General features: G+C 63.5%; 12 protein-coding genes. 7 read left to right on the forward strand and 5 right to left on the reverse strand.

The window, feature by feature from the left end; genetic code table 11:
• Nucleotides 1-4: 4 nt before the first annotated feature.
• On the reverse strand, nucleotides 5-673 hold the full coding sequence (locus RN346_RS09325; RefSeq protein ID WP_263587072.1) for a TVP38/TMEM64 family protein: 669 nt from the start codon (nucleotides 671-673) through the stop codon (nucleotides 5-7).
• Nucleotides 666-1,082, reverse strand: a complete 417-nt coding sequence (locus RN346_RS09330) for an SRPBCC family protein (RefSeq protein ID WP_311957984.1) — start codon at nucleotides 1,080-1,082, stop codon at nucleotides 666-668. The genes RN346_RS09325 and RN346_RS09330 overlap by 8 nt, the downstream gene beginning before the upstream one ends.
• Before the next feature lie 199 nt (nucleotides 1,083-1,281).
• Here RN346_RS09330 and queC point away from each other — a divergent pair, with 199 nt between their 5' ends.
• From queC to RN346_RS09350, 4 genes are read left to right on the forward strand one after another with little or no spacing between them, the layout of a single operon-like run.
• Nucleotides 1,282-1,998, forward strand: coding sequence for a 7-cyano-7-deazaguanine synthase QueC (gene queC / locus RN346_RS09335; RefSeq protein ID WP_311960962.1), 717 nt, complete (start codon nucleotides 1,282-1,284; stop codon nucleotides 1,996-1,998).
• Nucleotides 1,985-2,629 (forward strand): 7-carboxy-7-deazaguanine synthase, encoded by a 645-nt coding sequence (gene queE, locus RN346_RS09340; RefSeq protein ID WP_311960963.1) that lies wholly within the window; start codon nucleotides 1,985-1,987, stop codon nucleotides 2,627-2,629. The genes queC and queE overlap by 14 nt, the downstream gene beginning before the upstream one ends.
• Nucleotides 2,629-3,465 (forward strand): 6-carboxytetrahydropterin synthase, encoded by an 837-nt coding sequence (locus RN346_RS09345; protein ID WP_311960964.1) that lies wholly within the window; start codon nucleotides 2,629-2,631, stop codon nucleotides 3,463-3,465. The genes queE and RN346_RS09345 overlap by 1 nt, the downstream gene beginning before the upstream one ends.
• A gap of 2 nt (nucleotides 3,466-3,467) precedes the next feature.
• Nucleotides 3,468-3,758 (forward strand): YkgJ family cysteine cluster protein, encoded by a 291-nt coding sequence (locus tag RN346_RS09350; RefSeq protein WP_263587067.1) that lies wholly within the window; start codon nucleotides 3,468-3,470, stop codon nucleotides 3,756-3,758.
• A gap of 33 nt (nucleotides 3,759-3,791) precedes the next feature.
• Here the strand turns inward: RN346_RS09350 and RN346_RS09355 are convergent, their stop codons facing one another.
• Nucleotides 3,792-7,691, reverse strand: a complete 3,900-nt coding sequence (locus RN346_RS09355) for an AAA family ATPase (RefSeq protein ID WP_311957988.1) — start codon at nucleotides 7,689-7,691, stop codon at nucleotides 3,792-3,794.
• A 30-nt stretch (nucleotides 7,692-7,721) separates the two neighbouring features.
• Entirely contained in the window at nucleotides 7,722-8,378 is a 657-nt protein-coding gene (locus RN346_RS09360) for a tRNA-(ms[2]io[6]A)-hydroxylase (RefSeq protein ID WP_263587065.1), read from the reverse strand.
• Between the two features lie 499 nt (nucleotides 8,379-8,877).
• Between RN346_RS09360 and acnB the strand changes: the two genes are divergently transcribed.
• The 3 genes from acnB (at nucleotide 8,878) to RN346_RS09375 (ending at nucleotide 14,102) form a co-directional block, all read left to right on the forward strand.
• Nucleotides 8,878-11,481: a bifunctional aconitate hydratase 2/2-methylisocitrate dehydratase gene (gene acnB / locus RN346_RS09365; RefSeq protein ID WP_311960965.1), complete on the forward strand. Its 2,604-nt coding sequence runs from the start codon at nucleotides 8,878-8,880 to the stop codon at nucleotides 11,479-11,481.
• 165 nt (nucleotides 11,482-11,646) lie between these two features.
• Nucleotides 11,647-12,153 (forward strand): ribonuclease E activity regulator RraA, encoded by a 507-nt coding sequence (gene rraA, locus RN346_RS09370; RefSeq protein ID WP_409335761.1) that lies wholly within the window; start codon nucleotides 11,647-11,649, stop codon nucleotides 12,151-12,153.
• Nucleotides 12,154-12,224: 71 nt separating this feature from the next.
• Entirely contained in the window at nucleotides 12,225-14,102 is a 1,878-nt protein-coding gene (locus RN346_RS09375; RefSeq protein ID WP_311960966.1) for a glycerophosphodiester phosphodiesterase family protein, read from the forward strand.
• Between the two features lie 28 nt (nucleotides 14,103-14,130).
• On the opposite strand, the gene ggt is transcribed toward RN346_RS09375, so the two are convergent.
• Entirely contained in the window at nucleotides 14,131-15,921 is a 1,791-nt protein-coding gene (gene ggt, locus RN346_RS09380; protein ID WP_263587061.1) for a gamma-glutamyltransferase, read from the reverse strand.
• Nucleotides 15,922-15,991: the final 70 nt, after the last annotated feature.

Here is a 15,991-nt window from a genome sequence, read left to right on the forward strand (position 1 = left end):
TTTTTTAGTGCCTTTCGCGCGCCGCGTCCACGCGGCGCCGATACCACGCCCCGGCCAGTAACAACAGCGTCAGCGCCAGAAGCGGCAACAGCATGTCGAACTGCAGCGCGTTCTCCTGCTCGATCGCTTCGAGCGTCTTATAAATCGCGCTACTGTACACCCCCCACTTGATCGAGAGTCCCAGCGCCGCCGCGGCGAGATAGGGTTTGAGTGCGAGCCCGCCAAGCCCGGCGGCGTAGTTGATCACCGAATGGGGAAAACCCGGTAAAATCCTGAGCGCGCACTGCGTCAGCATATCGCTTCGCCGCTCGAGCGTTTGCATCACGCGCGCAGTAAGCCCGCTGGGGGTTATCCGCGCGCGAAACCGCGCAGCCAGAAGGTAAGCGACCCAGGCGCCGGCGACGCTGCTCAAGGTGAGCATCAGGGTCGCGGCCAGCGGCGGATAGAACGGCGCGATCAGCCAAAGCCCGATACTGCCGGGAAGCCCGATGGCAAGTGTGGCCGCCATGATCAGCATGACGCTTGCGATGATGGCCGGGTGATGGGACGTGTCGGCGGCCCAACGCTTGAGAGCCGACAAATTCGGCGAGTACCAGAGCCAGACGTAACCAAGCATTGCCAGCAGGGCGAACAGCGCCACCCAGCGCCAGCAGAAATACCCGTGTCTAGCCATTAAGCCTTGCTTCGACCCGGTCGAGGATCTGCCGGCTCACCTTGCCGACCATGGGTTTGGCGGCCTTGTTGACGGCTTTTTCCATCAAACGGTTGCGAATGTCATAGGTCAGGGTGAGCGAGACGCGCGTGCCCTCCCCGACCGGCTCTAGCCGGTAGCGCCCCTGGTTTTTCACCCCATCAAGCGACTCCCAGGCAAGCGTGTGGGGGGCGTCTATCTCGGTGACCTCGACATCGAAGGCCCAGTCCATGCCGACGGCGCGAACGTGCCAGCGGTAGCGGTTGTCCCCGAGCGTGTCGATCGAGTGGATCATATCGGAGTAGTCGGCGAAATCCTCGACGCGCCGGAGCAGTTCGAATACCTGTTCGGGCGGAGCGTGGACGATTTCGCTATGTTCTATGGTCGCCATGAGTGCGTCTCGAAAAGCTGAATGAACGTGCGGGGCGCCGCGCTCAAGGCGCGAACGTGCCAACGCTCTGGCGTAGGGTAGCCCGGGCGTGGGCGCTAGCCAAGCGCGCCGTGAGTGCGTAAACTGCGCTGCGTTCCGGACCGGACCCCGGACTCTTGCCGTCAAGGCTCAATAAATTCTCCGGCCAGCGAGTATTAGCATGTCATCCCCTTCCTGTACACACTCCCCCGCCACCGTGGTGATCTACTCCGGCGGCATGGACTCCTTTACCGTTCTTCATCGCGCCTTGAAAGAAGGTCTTGGCGTACACGCGCTCTCCTTCGACTACGGCCAGCGCCACCGCCGCGAGCTCGACACCGCCAAAAAGGTGTGTGAAACGCTCGAGATTCCTCATCAGGTGGTGGACATTCGCGCCATTCACGGGCTGATCGACAACTCCGCGCTGACCAACGACGCCGCAGCCATGCCCGATGCCGACTACGCCGAAGAGAATCTGCAGGCGACGGTGGTGCCCAATCGCAACATGATCCTACTGTCGCTGGCCATCGCCAAGGCGGTGAACATCGGCGCCGGGCGCGTCGACTACGGCGCCCACGGCGGCGATCACGTGCTCTACCCGGACTGTCGCCCGGCGTTTGTCGAGGCGATGCGCCACGCCGCCGCGATCGCCAACTTCGAACCCATCGAGGTGCACGCGCCCTATCTTGCCGCCACCAAGGCCGAGATTCTGCGCGAGGGCCTGGCTATGGGGCTCGACTACCGCGACACCTGGACCTGCTACGAGGGCCGCGAACTCGCCTGCGGGCGCTGCGGTAGCTGCCGCGAGCGCCTGGCCGCCTTTGCCGAAAACGGGGTGACCGACCCGCTCGAGTACGCCTCGACCAATGATTCGGAGGCGAACGATGTATCACGTTAAGGAAGCGTTCTACACCCTGCAGGGCGAAGGTGCCCAGGCGGGGCGGGCCAGCGTATTTTGTCGTTTTACTGGCTGCAATCTGTGGTCCGGTCGCGAGGTGGACCGCGAGACCGCCGCGTGCACCTTCTGTGATACCGACTTCATCGGCGTGGACGGCGAAGGCGGCGGGCGTTTTCATGATGCCGCAGCACTGGCCGAGCATCTCAAGGCGCTATGGCCCGAGGCCGCCAGCGGCGCCGTGCCCTACGTGGTGTTTACCGGCGGCGAGCCGCTTTTGCAGCTCGACACCGCACTGATCGAGGCCATCAAGGCGAAAGGCTTCGAGATCGGAGTGGAAACCAACGGGACTGTCCGCGTGCCCCCGGGCATCGACTGGCTCTGCGTCAGCCCCAAGGGAGCCACGACGCTCAAGGTACTGGCCGGCGACGAGTTGAAGCTCGTCTACCCGCAGCCTGAGGCCACCCCAAAACGCTTCGAGGCGCTCGACTTTACCCACTTCTTCCTTCAGCCGATGGACCAGGGCACGACCGCGGACAACCAAGCCCGTGTCCGTGCCACCACCGCCTACTGCATGGCCCATCCACGCTGGCGGCTGTCGCTTCAGACGCACAAGATCGCAGGATTCGCCTAATGGCCCTTTTCGTTAAAGAACTCAGTCATATCGATGTCTCGGTCTGGTGCCCGCAAAACGGCCTGACCGGCGTGAGCTGGCGGGTGGATGCCAGCCTGGAAGGCGAGCTTGGCGAGGACGGTATGCTGTTCGATTTCGGTCGCGTCAAACCCTTCATCAAGAAGACGCTCGACGCCGGGGTCGACCACACGCTACTGGTACCAGTGCAGGCGCCGGGCGTGAGTGTCGAAGCCTGCGACGAAGGTCTTTGCGTGCGTGCCACCGCGCCCTACGCATTTGAGGTGCGCGGCCCACTCCAGGCCTTTACGTTGATCGAGGCGGCCACCATCGAGCGCGCCGCACTCGCCGACTCGATCAGCCAAACGCTGACCCGGACCTGCCCGGAGAACGTCGAACGGGTGACGCTTACGTTTTTTGACGAGGTCATCGACGGCGCGGCCTATGGCTACAGCCACGGGCTGAAGCGTCACGACGGCAACTGCCAGCGTATCGCCCACGGTCACCGCTCGCGCCTCGAGATTTATCAGCACGGCGAGCGCCAGCCGGCGATCGAGCGTCGCTGGGCAAGCTGGCTCGACCAGCGCTACCTGCTCGAGCGCGCCGATATCGATACGCAAGGCGAAACACGGCTGACGTGTCGCTACATGGCCGGCGAAGGCGCGTTCGCCCTCACCCTGCCGGTGGAGCGCTGCGCGGTGTTGCCCTACCCAACCACCGTCGAGAACATCGCCCGCTGGCTCGCCAAAGAGATCGCAAGCGAGACGGGCACGCCGACGCGGGTACACGCGTTCGAGGGCTTCAACAAGGGCGCCACCGGCGAGAGCGAGGGGGTGTGAGCATGGCGGCGCTGATTGCCAGAGAGAAGCCCGCCGCCCCCAACGGCGGCTGTCGCGCCGGCTGCGGGGCGTGCTGTATTGCGCCATCGATCAGCTCCGCCATTCCGGGCATGCCCGGCGGCAAGCCTGCCGGCGTTCGCTGCGTCCAGCTCGATGACGACAACCTGTGCCGGCTATTTGGCGATCCGCGCCGGCCAGCGGTTTGCGCGCGGTTCGTGTTCGATCACGACGTGTGCGGGGAGCGCCGCGACCAAGCGCTAGCCACGCTCGCCTGGCTCGAGGCGAGTACCTGACTCGCCTCGACCGACTCACCTGGAACCGGCGTTTTAGCCCTCCATCCCGGCGGGCTGCGGCAGGCGCCGTTCCAACAGGTTGATCCAGCGCACCAGCACCGGCGCATCGCTGTGGCTGACGCTTGAAAGCTTTTCACGGAAGAGCTCACGCGTCTTTCGATCCTCTGGGGCAATATGGGTCAGCCAGAACTCGAGCGCGGCGAGCTCGTGGTGGCGATTGCCCTGCTCGCGAGCGTGGTCGATGGCAAGCTCGGTCAGCGCGGTCACCTCGCTTTTCGAGTAACCCTGCAGATGACGCACTTTGGCAAGCTGGGTGGCGATCTCCGGTAAAAACAGGCTGCTGCGTTCACGGGCGATGGTCAGGCACTGATCCAGATACTCCTCAGCGGTAGAGAGCTCCCCAAGCTCGATACAGGCGTCGGCGTACCAAAGCACCGGACGCTGAAAGCGGTCACGCCCATTGAGCTCCGCCATCTGATCGAGACTCTCCTTGAGCCTTGATAGCCCCGCCGGGTCACCGCTGAGCGCCTGCTGCCAGCCAAGCACGCCCTGAGCGGAGATTTGCCATAGCTGTAGATCCGGTGTCGCGGTCATCGCCGCGGCGCGCTCGGCGTGGCGCGCCGCCAGGTGAACGTGACCGAGCTGACGATAGAGCGCGGTGGCGAACATCAGGGCGATGGCAAGCGTACCGGGGTGGCCAATTTTCTCGGCCAGACGAATCGCCGCGGCGATATGGCGCTCGGCACGCTGGTAATCGCCGCGAAGGCACAGCGTCCAGCCTTGAAAGCAGGCCGCGCTCACCTGGGGGTGCTCCGAGAACGGCAGCCACTCGATCATCATCGGCGCATTGAGCGGGTCGAGCTCGTTGAAGTGGTCGAACGCCTGAGCGATACGTCCAGCCCAGTACTCGCACTGGGCGCCGGCGTAGTCGGCGAGCCGGCCATAGCGCGGATCCTCCAGCCGCTTGGCGATATTGGAAAGCGTCGCGGCAAGCGCAAAGGCGTCGGCGTGGGCATAGCGCTGGCTGCGGCTCAACCAAAGCCCCCACTTGACCAGAAAGATCTGCTCGAGATCCTCCGGGTCCTCGAGCGGGTCGCCTCCCGCATCGCGCAAAAGCTCCCGGGCGCTGACGAAACACTCGTGAGCGGTCGGCGAGCCGTGGCCTTCAAGGGCGAAAGCAGCCTGGCCCTTGACGGTGAGAAGACTCACTTCACGCTCGAGGTGATCCGCCGCCTCCCCCAGACAGCCCAGACCGAAATCTGCCATCTTGAGCGCGGTGCGGTTGGCGCTGACCTTGAGCGCCTCACGGGCAGCGAGTTCGAAGTAGCGCGCGGCGCGGGTTTGGTGGCCACTGCGGCGCAGGTGATTGGCAAAGTCGCCGGGGTGACGGCTGATCCACATCGGAAAGCGCTCTTCGATCAGCGTGACGACCTGCTGATGAAGCGCGCTGCGCACGTCCTTCGGGCAGGAGAGGTACGCCGCTTCGTGCAGCAGCTGATGGCTGAACTGATACTCGCTCTCAATGCCGGGCTGCTCGAAGGCATCGATGATTTCGAGCTGGCGCATATGCTCCAGCGCCTTCAACAGTCGGCTCTTGTCGGTCTGACTGGCGGCGAGCAGCATGTCGAAGCGAAAACGCCGGCCGAGCACCGCCGCCACGTGAGCAATGTCGCGGTCGCGCTCGAGCTGGTCGACCCGGCTGGTCAGAAGGCCCAAAAGGCCCTTGGGCAGCTCGTTGAACTGCACGCTGCGACCTTCTCGACGATCCATGTCCAGCCGCCGGCAGATCTCCTGTAGATAGAGCGGTACGCCATCGCAGCGCTCGACGATCTGATTCTTGAGCCTTGGGCTCAGGTGGATCTGGTAGCGTTTGGCAAGCTGGGTCAAAAGCCGCCCGGACTGGCCAGCGTCGAGTTTGCCAAGCGATATCTGCTGGTCCCAGTGCAGCTTGACCGGCAGCGGCTCGCGGCCGTGGTGGCTGGCCACCAGCATGAAGGCGGTGTTGATGGGAAGCCTGGCCTGCAGCCCGGTTAGCACCTTGAAAGAGGGTTCGTCGAGCCACTGCAAATCGTCGATCATCAGAAGCAGCGTGCGGCTTTGCGCCTCGCGCTCGATCAGCCGATGTAGAAGCCTTGCGACCAGCTCCACGGCGTCGCCGTTTTGGGTGAGCTGGGCACTATCCTCGACTTCCCGCGCGCCCAGGGCCTGCTCCAAAAGCTCCTGGCGCGCCTCGTCGAGGGGCGTGATCTCGAGCGTTTGCTGCAGCGCGTGGAGCGTTTCCAGATCACACGCTTTTTGGCAGTGCCAGGCAAGCAGCTGGCGGGCGACGCCGTAGGGCTCCAGTACCGAAAGGCGCGTGGTGGGCAGCCAGCACACCGCCGCGTCGCGACTGAGCTCCAATTGGCGAAAACCGACCATCAGCGCGGACTTGCCCATGCCCGTGCCGCCGCGCACCAGAATGCTCTGGCGCAGCCCGATGCTCGCCCGCGCCTGGCCGTCGCGCAGCGCTCTCAACGCGGTTTCGCGGCCGATGAGACTCGGCGGCGTGGCATCGCGCCCACCTTCGTTTTGCCCCAACACCAAAGCGCGCAGGCGCACGCGGCCATCACTGGCCACCAGCCGCGACGAAAGTCTGGGCTGCAAGTCGAGCGCCGGCGGCATGTGCTGGCTCGCCTCTTGCGAAATCACCAGCTCACTGCCTTCGGCGGCGCTCATCAGCGACAGCGAAAGCTGGGTCACCTGGCCCAGGGGGTCGGCGAGCTGGCGCTCGGGCAGATAGACGACCCGGCCGCTGTTGAGCCCTGCGGCGAGCTCGAAACTCGGCGCCTGCTGCTCGATACTCCAGCGCCGCGTGATCTCCTGGGGCAGCGCCTGGCGGCAGTGCTCGTAAAGCGCTACCAGCTCGGCGAGCTGGTGGGCCGGGCCGTGGGTGCCGAAGCAGGCAAGCCCTACCCCGCCGGTCGCCCCGGGGAGCCAAAAGCCGCCCAGGTGATGGCACTGCTGCTCCAGCCAGCGCAAAAGCTCGAGCTGGAGCGTCAGGCAGTGGCGCATGGCGCCGCGCTCCTGCCAGTCGCCCTTGAGCGTCAGGCGAATGGCCATGACCGAGAGCTGACGTAGCTCGATTTCGTCCTCGCGCAGCGGCTTGCTGTCGGCGGCCAGCGCCCTCGAGTAGGCGCCCTGGGGGCTGACGATCTGCGTCTCGACCTGGCCGTCAGACCAATAGCTTGCCAGCTGTAGAAAGCCAGGTTCGGGCTGCTGTCCCGAGAGCGCCAACAGCTGCAGATAACTTTGATACTGCTCGTGGGCCGCGGCCATGTGATTGTTTTCGGCGAGCTGGCGTACCAGCCGTTCGTGAAACGGACCGTAACCCGAGAAGCTGCTGACCAGCTCCTCGATCACCGCGTCCGGCACGTCGCTTTGCGTCTCGAGCACCTGTTCGGCGAAGCGGATCACCCGCTGGCGCCACTCGTTGCGCGTCTGTACCAGCCAGCGCTGAAACTCGCTGCAGTTGGCAAGCGACAGCTCTTCGACCAGATCGCCCTGGTAACAGGCCATCACCGCCTCGAGCCTATCGAGATCCGCCGGGCCTTCGAGCAGCGTTTGCAGCTCGTGCAGATCGACCTGCCAGTGCGCCGGCAGGTTGAAGGCGATGGTCTGACGCGACACGTTGAGCACCGTGTCGGCGTTGTCGCCAAGCGACTGGCGCAGACAGTGAAGGGCGTGGCGCAGGTTGGTGCGCCCGGAGGAGAGCCCCTGATCCGGCCAAAGCAGCTCGGCGAGCGCGGCGCGGTTGACGGGCTGGCGATGCAAACACAAATAAATCAGCAGCGCCTTGACTTTGTCGTAGCTGAAATGGGTCAGTACGTCCTCTCCCAGCGACAGGGAGAAATGGCCAAAAAGGGTCAGCTTGTCGATCTGCTTGGCATCGCGCATGAGACTCATCCTGTCTGGACGGGGCTCGACTTAAGCCGGCACACCGCTATGAAAACGAAATGCTGTATCGGTTGAGGTGATCAGCTCGGCTTCACGCGCCACGAAAAAAGCGATGCGATCATCGATCGGCTCTGCCGTTTGCTGCCGCGCCAGCAGCAGGTAATCCTCGAAGTGGCGCCCTTCCGACTTGACCAGCGTGCGATAGAACCGGGCGAGCTCTTCATCGAGGTAGGGAATCAGCCGCGCGAAGCGCTCGCAGCTGCGCGCCTCGATCAAGGCACCAATGATCAGGATATCGATCAGCCGCTCCGGCTCGTTGGCGCGCAGGTGCTGTCTGAGCCCTTCGGCGTAGCGCGACGCGCTCAGGTGGGTATAGGTAACGCCGCGACGCTCCATCAGCCCGACCACCTGCTCGAAATGCAGAAGCTCCTCGCGGGCGAGCTGCGACATTTTGGAAAGCAGCAGTGGCTGGTCGACATGGCGATATAGAAGATGCATCGCCGTGGAGGCAGCTTTCTTTTCGCACTGAGCGTGATCGATCAGCAGCGTTTGCGGGTTGGCCAGCGCCCAGCCAAGCCACGCATCCGGCGTTTTACATGCCAGAAAAGCGCTGAGGCTTTCCGGCAGCAGGTCTTCGGCGCCAAGCGCGTGATCCTGCGACTTCAATTCGGCTAACTCTATCGACATATACGGTTACCAAGCGCCTTTGCTAATGAAATACGGTACAACGCCCTGGCGCGGCGTCCGTGTCTTCGGGTCATCGTCATTTTTCAAACGTTGACGGCAAAACCATAGCACGTATTTAACTCAACTTTGGCCACGGTTTGCGCCCGGCGTAGCGCTTTGGCGGAGTCTTAACCGTTGACAGCCGCCCGCGCCTTTAACGCTCTCATTATTAAATGGTCTATAGCGGTGTGATTGCAAACGGCTTTTAACGTGATACGCGTGTGCGCGGCGAACATTGATAGCTCGACTGATCAAGAAAAGCCTGTTTAAACGGGCGTTTGTCACGCTGGGGAGACCGCACAAAAGGTCAGTGGGGCTGCTCGCTTAACATTGTCGACAGTTTCACGTAGAATCGCCGCCATCCACCAGACGCTGCCTTTCAAGCGACTATCACGTGCCCAGGCATGCCCGAAACGCGCGGGCTGGCCGGGTACCATCAAGAAAACGAGAGGGCCCCAACGTGCTTGAAGCTTATCGCCAACATGTCGAGGAACGCGCCGCCGAGGGCGTACCACCCAAGCCCCTGAACGCCGAACAGACCGCGGCCTTGATCGAGCTTTTGAAAAACCCGCCGGCTGGCGAAGAGGAGTTCGTTTTAGATCTGCTCACCAACCGTATTCCGCCGGGCGTCGACGAAGCCGCCTACGTCAAGGCGGGCTTTCTGACCGCCGTTGCCAAGGGTGAAACCGAGTCACCGCTGGTCGACAAGACGCACGCGGTCAAGCTTCTGGGCACCATGCAGGGCGGCTACAACATCGTCTCCCTGGTCGAGCTTCTCGATAATGAGGAGCTTTCCAGGGAAGCCGGCGAGCAGCTCAAGCACACTATTTTGATGTTCGATGCCTTCCACGACGTGGAAGAGCGCGCCAAAAACGGCAACGCCGTGGCGAAAGACGTCATCGCCTCCTGGGCCGAGGCGGAGTGGTTCCTCTCCAAGCCTGCGCTCGAGGAAAAGATCACCCTGACCGTGTTCAAGGTGCCCGGCGAAACCAACACAGATGATCTGTCCCCGGCGCCTGACGCCTGGTCGCGCCCGGATATTCCGCTGCACGCCAACGCCATGCTCAAAAACGAGCGCGAAGGCATCAAGCCCGAAGTGCCCGGCTCGCTCGGCCCGCTCGATCAGATCAACGAGATCAAGGAAAAAGGCTACCCGGTCGCCTACGTTGGCGACGTCGTAGGAACCGGCTCCTCACGCAAGTCCGCGACCAACTCGGTGCTGTGGTTCTTCGGTGACGACATGCCGTACGTGCCCAACAAGCGCGCCGGCGGCTTCTGCTTTGGCGGCAAGATCGCGCCGATCTTCTTCAACACCATGGAAGACTCCGGGGCGCTTCCCGTCGAAATGGATGTCGACAAGCTCGAGATGGGCGATGTCATCGATATCTACCCTTACGAGGGCAAGGTGTGCAAGCACGGCACCGATGAGGTCCTCACCACGTTCGAACTCAAGACCCAGCTGATTCTGGATGAAGTACGCGCCGGTGGCCGTATTCCGCTGATCATCGGCCGTGGCCTGACCGGCAAGGCGCGCGAGTCCCTCGGCCTTCCCGCCTCGGACGTATTCCGCCTCTCCGAGCAGCCCAAGGATACCGGCAAGGGCTTTACGCTGGCCCAGAAGATGGTCGGCAAGGCCTGCGATCTTCCCGGCGTGCGCCCGGGCATGTACTGCGAGCCGAAGATGACCACCGTTGGCTCGCAAGACACCACCGGCCCGATGACCCGCGACGAGCTCAAGGATCTGGCGTGCCTGGGCTTCCAGGCGGATCTGGTGATGCAGTCGTTTTGCCACACCGCGGCCTACCCCAAGCCCGTAGACGTGGATACCCACCACACCCTGCCCGACTTTATCATGAACCGCGGCGGCGTCTCGCTTCGCCCGGGTGATGGCATCATCCACAGCTGGCTCAACCGTATGCTGCTGCCGGACACCGTCGGCACCGGCGGTGACTCGCACACCCGCTTCCCGATGGGCATCTCCTTCCCCGCGGGTTCTGGTCTGGTCGCCTTTGCCGCCGCCACCGGCGTCATGCCGCTGGACATGCCGGAGTCGGTACTGGTGCGCTTCAAGGGTAAGCGCCAGCCTGGCGTTACGCTTCGCGATCTGGTCCACGCGATTCCGCTTTACGGCATCAAGCAGGGGCTTCTGACCGTGGCCAAGTCCGGCAAGAAGAACGCCTTCTCCGGCCGCATTCTCGAAATCGAAGGTCTCGAGGATTTGACCGTCGAGCAGGCCTTTGAGCTTTCCGATGCCTCCGCCGAGCGTAGTGCAGCGGGCTGCACCATTACGCTGTCTGACGAGAGCGTGACCGAATACCTGAAGTCGAACATCACGCTTTTGAAGTGGATGATCGCCAACGGCTACGGTGATGAGCGTACCATTAGCCGGCGCATCGAAGGGATGGAAGCCTGGCTTGCCAATCCGAGCCTGATGCGCGCGGACAAGGACGCCGAGTACGCCGAGATCATCGAAATCGATCTCGACGAAATCAAGGAGCCGGTGCTGTGTGCGCCGAACGACCCGGACGATGCGCGGCTTCTGTCCGACGTTGCCGGCGAGAAGATCGACGAAGTCTTCATCGGCTCGTGCATGACCAATATCGGGCACTTCCGCGCGGCGGGTAAACTGCTCGAGAAACAGCCGGCGGGCAGCCTCAAGACACGTTTGTGGCTGGCACCGCCGACCAAGATGGATCAGCATCAGCTGACCGAAGAAGGGTACTACGGTATCTACGGCCGCGCCGGGGCGCGGATGGAAATGCCGGGATGTTCACTGTGTATGGGTAACCAGGCCCGCGTCGAAGCGAAAAGCACCGTGGTGTCTACGTCTACACGTAACTTCCCGAACCGTTTGGGCGATGGTGCCAACGTGTACCTTGCCTCGGCGGAACTGGCGGCGGTTGCCGCCGTCGAAGGCCGCCTGCCAAGCGTTGAAGAGTACCAGCGTTACATGGGTGAATTTGACGCCATGGCCGGCGAGATCTATCGTTACATGAATTTCCACGAAATCGAGGAGTATCAAAAGATTGCCTCGAACGTGATTCCGGTTGCTCAGGAAGCCTAACCGCTTTGTGGTAACCGACCCATCGCCGATGCTCGCACCATCGCAGAGGGGTTATCCGTTTTCCTCTCTGAGCCGATGACCGAACGCCCCGCTCCTCTTTTGAGGGCGGGGCGTTTTTTATCGCTCGCTTTCACCCGTTTCGTTTTTGCCAAGGAGTGCTGCCCCATGATGACCCTGCCCGCCTCTCCCTCAGGCCTTGTGACCCCGGATTTATGCGACGCTCACCCGGACGTGGCCGTGCTCGACCCGCTGTTCGTGAACCTGGGCGGTCTCGACGCCTTTTTCGGCCCCGTGCGCACGATCAAGTGTTTCGAGGACAACTCGCGGGTCAAGGAGGCGGTAGCCGAGCCTGGCAACGGCGCGGTGCTGGTGGTCGATGCCGGCGGCTCCTATCGCTGCGCGATGCTTGGCGACATGCTCGCACTCAAGGCGGCGGAGAACGGCTGGGCAGGGGTGGTCATGTTTGGCTGCGTGCGCGACGTGGATATTCTGGCGACGCTTCCCCTTGGGGTGATGGCGCTGGGAAGCCACCCGCGCAAAAGCGAGAAAAACGGCGAGGGACAACGCGACATTCCCGTCACCTTCGGCGGTGTGACGCTGACACCGGGTCAGTGGCTCTACGCCGATAACAACGGCATCCTGGTGTCCGACACCGAGCTCGCTCTCGACTAGAGAATGCGCACTGATCGACCATCGGGCGCGGCGCCGGCGCCGCGCGCTCCATCACTTCGAACGTGTTTGCCATGCAGCCGCTGAAACCGCTGGGCCGTGCCCTTTACCGAACGCTCAAGGATCACTTGAGACCGCTGATCGCTTTTCATCTGCTCTATACGCTGCTGGCCTCGGCGCTTTTACTGCCGGCCATCGGCTGGCTGTCGCAAAAGCTTTTAGCCACGCTCAACCGCACCGTCATCACCACCGAGGCGCTGACCGCGCTGCTTTTTAGCCCGCTCGGGCTTTTGACGCTGTCGGTGGGGCTCTGGTTCGCGTTTTTGCTGATCTACTGGCAACAGGCCGGCATGCTGGTCGTGGCGACCCGGCCGCGCAACAACCACTATCAACTCGCCTTCGAGGCGCTGTGGCAAAGTACCCGACGCCTGCCTGCGCTTGCCGGGCTGATCGTCGTTCAGGTGGGGTCACACCTGCTGCTGCTGGCGCCGTTCATGGTCGCGCTCGCCTGGCTTTATGATGCGCTGCTCGGCGGCATCGACCTTTACTATCTTCAGCGCATTCGCCCGCCAGTGCTTTGGTACTTTCTGGCCTGCGCGCTGCCGCTGGTGCTTGGCTGGATGAGCCTCGCCGCCTGGCTTTATCTTCGCTGGATGCTGGCGCTCCCTTTGGTCGCCCTGACGCGCTGCTCGCCTTTATCGGCGCTCAAACAGAGCGTGCCGCTCACCCGAGGCTGGCGCCGCTCGATCGGCGTGGTGGTGCTCACGCTGCTGGTGCTGATCGTGGCGCTACCGGTGCTCGTCACCTGGCTTTTTGACCTGGTCGTCACCCCGCTTCTCTGGTGGCTACCGGAGCGAAGCGCGGTGCTGATTCCAGCGATGCTTGCCTACCTCACTGGCTTTGTGCTGATCACGCTGACCATCACGTTTCTCGGCATTGCGCTGAACGCGCTGCTCTCGGCCTGCCTTTACCAGCAGCTTGGCAGAGGCGAACCGTCGCCTGCACCCGGCGAACGTTCCAGCCGCTTCACCTGGGCGCTGGAGCTTGCAGTACTGGCATTTGCCGGACTGCAGGCCTGGTGGATTCTCAATAGCTTCGAGCTGGGCGACAACGTCAAGGTGATCGCCCATCGTGGCAGCTCCATGGTAGCGCCGGAGAATACGCTTTCCGCGGTGCGCCGGGCGCTCGAGGATCGCGTCGACTACGTGGAGCTCGACGTACGCCTCACCGCCGACGACGCGGTGCTTTTGTACCACGACCGAAGCCTTACGCGCCTGACCGGCGACCCACGCGACTTCGTTGAGCTGACCCGCGAGGAGCTCTCCGGCTTCGATGTGGGCAGCTGGTTCGGCGACGCCTTCGCAGGCGAAGCCATAGCCGGGCTCGACGAGACGCTGGAAACGGTGCGCGGTCGGGCGGGGCTGATGATCGACATGAAAGCCGCCCCGGAAAACCAGCAGCGCCTCGCCGAGGCGGTGCTGGCGGCGCTGGATAGGGAATCGGATATTCGCTATCGCTGCTGGGCGCGCCAGCCAAGCGCGCTGAATGCCATGAGTGAGTGCGGCTTTCCCAACGCGCTTTTGGAGATGCGCGTGGCGACCATGACCCCCGCGATTGCGCGCTTCATCAAGGAGCAGGCGCCTGCGCTACGCGTAACGCTGCTGGCTCAGCTCATCCTGCCGGGCACCCTTGACCGGCGTCAGTTCGACGCCTTGGGGCTGAGACACAACCGCATCACCCACCAGGAGATCGAACTCGCCGCGCGCTACGGCTACGAAATTCACGCCTGGACGGTGAACGACCGCGCGCGGATGTCGACGCTGATCGACCTGGGCGTCGACGCGATCATCACCGACTACCCGGAGCGGCTCAACGCGCTCAAAAAAGACCGCCAACGCTTGAGCGATGGCGGTCTGATGCTGGTGAAGCTGCGCAACTGGCTACGCGAGTAGCCCGTTGTAAAAGGCTATTCGCCCATGGCTACTCGCCCATGACCACGCCTTCGCGGCGGGGGTCGGCGCCGCCGAAGAGCGTGCCGTCTTCCAAGCGGCGAATCGCCTGAAGGCCGCTGGTCAGCTCGCGCTCGCTGACGTTGTGCCCACGCTCCATGAGCGAGCCGATGGTGGCCTCTGGAAAGCGCCCCTCTTCGAGCCAGACATCGCCGCCAAGGGTCACCGCGTGGGGCAGGTTCAGCGCCTCCTGAGCACTCAGGCCCCAGTCGCGCATGGCCAGAAGCGTTCGCGCGGTGTAGGAAATGATTGCGGCGCCGCCCGGGGAGCCCAGGCTTGCAACGAAGTCGCCGCTCTCCTGGTCGAACACCAGCGTCGGGCTCATGCTCGAGCGCGGGCGCTTGCCGGGCTCGACCCGGTTGGCCACCGGCTCACCGTCGACCTCGGGCGTGAATGAAAAATCGGTCAATTCGTTGTTGAGCATGTAACCACCGGCAAGCTCGGTGCCGCCGTCGGCCATGATGCGCGACCCGAATGCCTGCTCGATGGTGGTGGTCATGGCCAGGGCGTTGCCCTCTTCATCGACGATACTGATGTGGCTGGTGCCGTACTCGGGTTGGGTCGGCTGGCTTGCATAGCTCACCTCGAACTCGCCGGGGTTCCCGGGCTCGGCGCTCTCACCCATGCTCGACTCTTCGATCAACTGGCTGCGGCTTTCTAGGTAAGCCGGCGCCAGCATGGTGGTCCAGTCGCCGCCCGGCGCCTCGACGAAGTCCGGGTCGGCGATATAGCGGTTGCGATCGGCAAAGGCGAGCCGTGACGCCTCGAGAAACTGGTGAAGCCAGCCGCTGCTGGCCGCACCGTTGTCCAGCGGCGCTTCGACCATGGGCTGGCTTTCGAGCATGCCGAGAATCTGCATCACCGTCAGGTGCCCGGAGGACGGCGGCGGAAAGCCGCACACACGCCACTGCTGCCAGGGCGTACAGATCGCCTCGCGATTGACGCTTTCGTAACCGCCTAGATCATCGAGCGTGATCGCGCCAGGGCGCTGTGGGTGGTTTTGCACGCGCGCAACCAGATCCTCGGCGACGTCGCCTTCATAAAACGCGCGGCTGCCTTCATCGGCAATACGGCGCAGCACCGCGGCAAGCGCCGGGTTGGTCAGCGTCTCGCCGACCGCGAGCGCCTCGCCCGCCTCGTCATAGTAAAAGCGCGCCGCCAGCGGGTCATCGCGCAGCGCCGGGTCGTCGGCCAGGCTCGTGTGCAAACGCTGGCTCACTTCAAAGCCCTCTTCGGCCAGCGTAATCGCCGGCACGAACAGCGACGCCCAGTCCAGCTGGCCGTGGGCGGCGTGGGCGGTCTCCAGCATCTTGAGCGTGCCGGGCACGCCCACCGAGCGCCCGCTTGCCACCGCGTCCATGAACGCCATCGGCTCGCCGTCTTGCATGAAGAGGTTTTCATCCACCGCCTGCGGTGCGGTTTCGCGGCCATCGAAGGCGCTGACGTTTTCGCCGTCGTAGTACATCAAAAAGGCGCCGCCGCCGATGCCGCTGGACTGCGGCTCGACCAGGGTCAGCACCATCTGCACCGCAATGGCGGCGTCCAGGGCGTTACCGCCGGCCTTGAGGATTTGATACCCCGCGTCGGTCGCCAGCGGGTTGGCGGCGGCCACGGCGAATTTCTCATTGGCCCAGCCCGGCTTTTCCTCATAGCCCGATCCCACCTCCGGCGTCACCGCGGGCGTTTCGTAGGTGAAGCCAAAACTGTAAAGCGGCACCAGCAGCAGGCCGGTCAGGGGCAGCGTTGCCCGTAGTAACTGCATGATCACTCCTTTGACGTCTCAACGCGTAAACGCCGGCACATCTGAACGGAAAAAACGGGGTTCGACACTC

Source organism: Halomonas sp. PAMB 3232, assembly GCF_031954225.1.
Classification (GTDB): Bacteria; Pseudomonadota; Gammaproteobacteria; order Pseudomonadales; family Halomonadaceae; genus Vreelandella.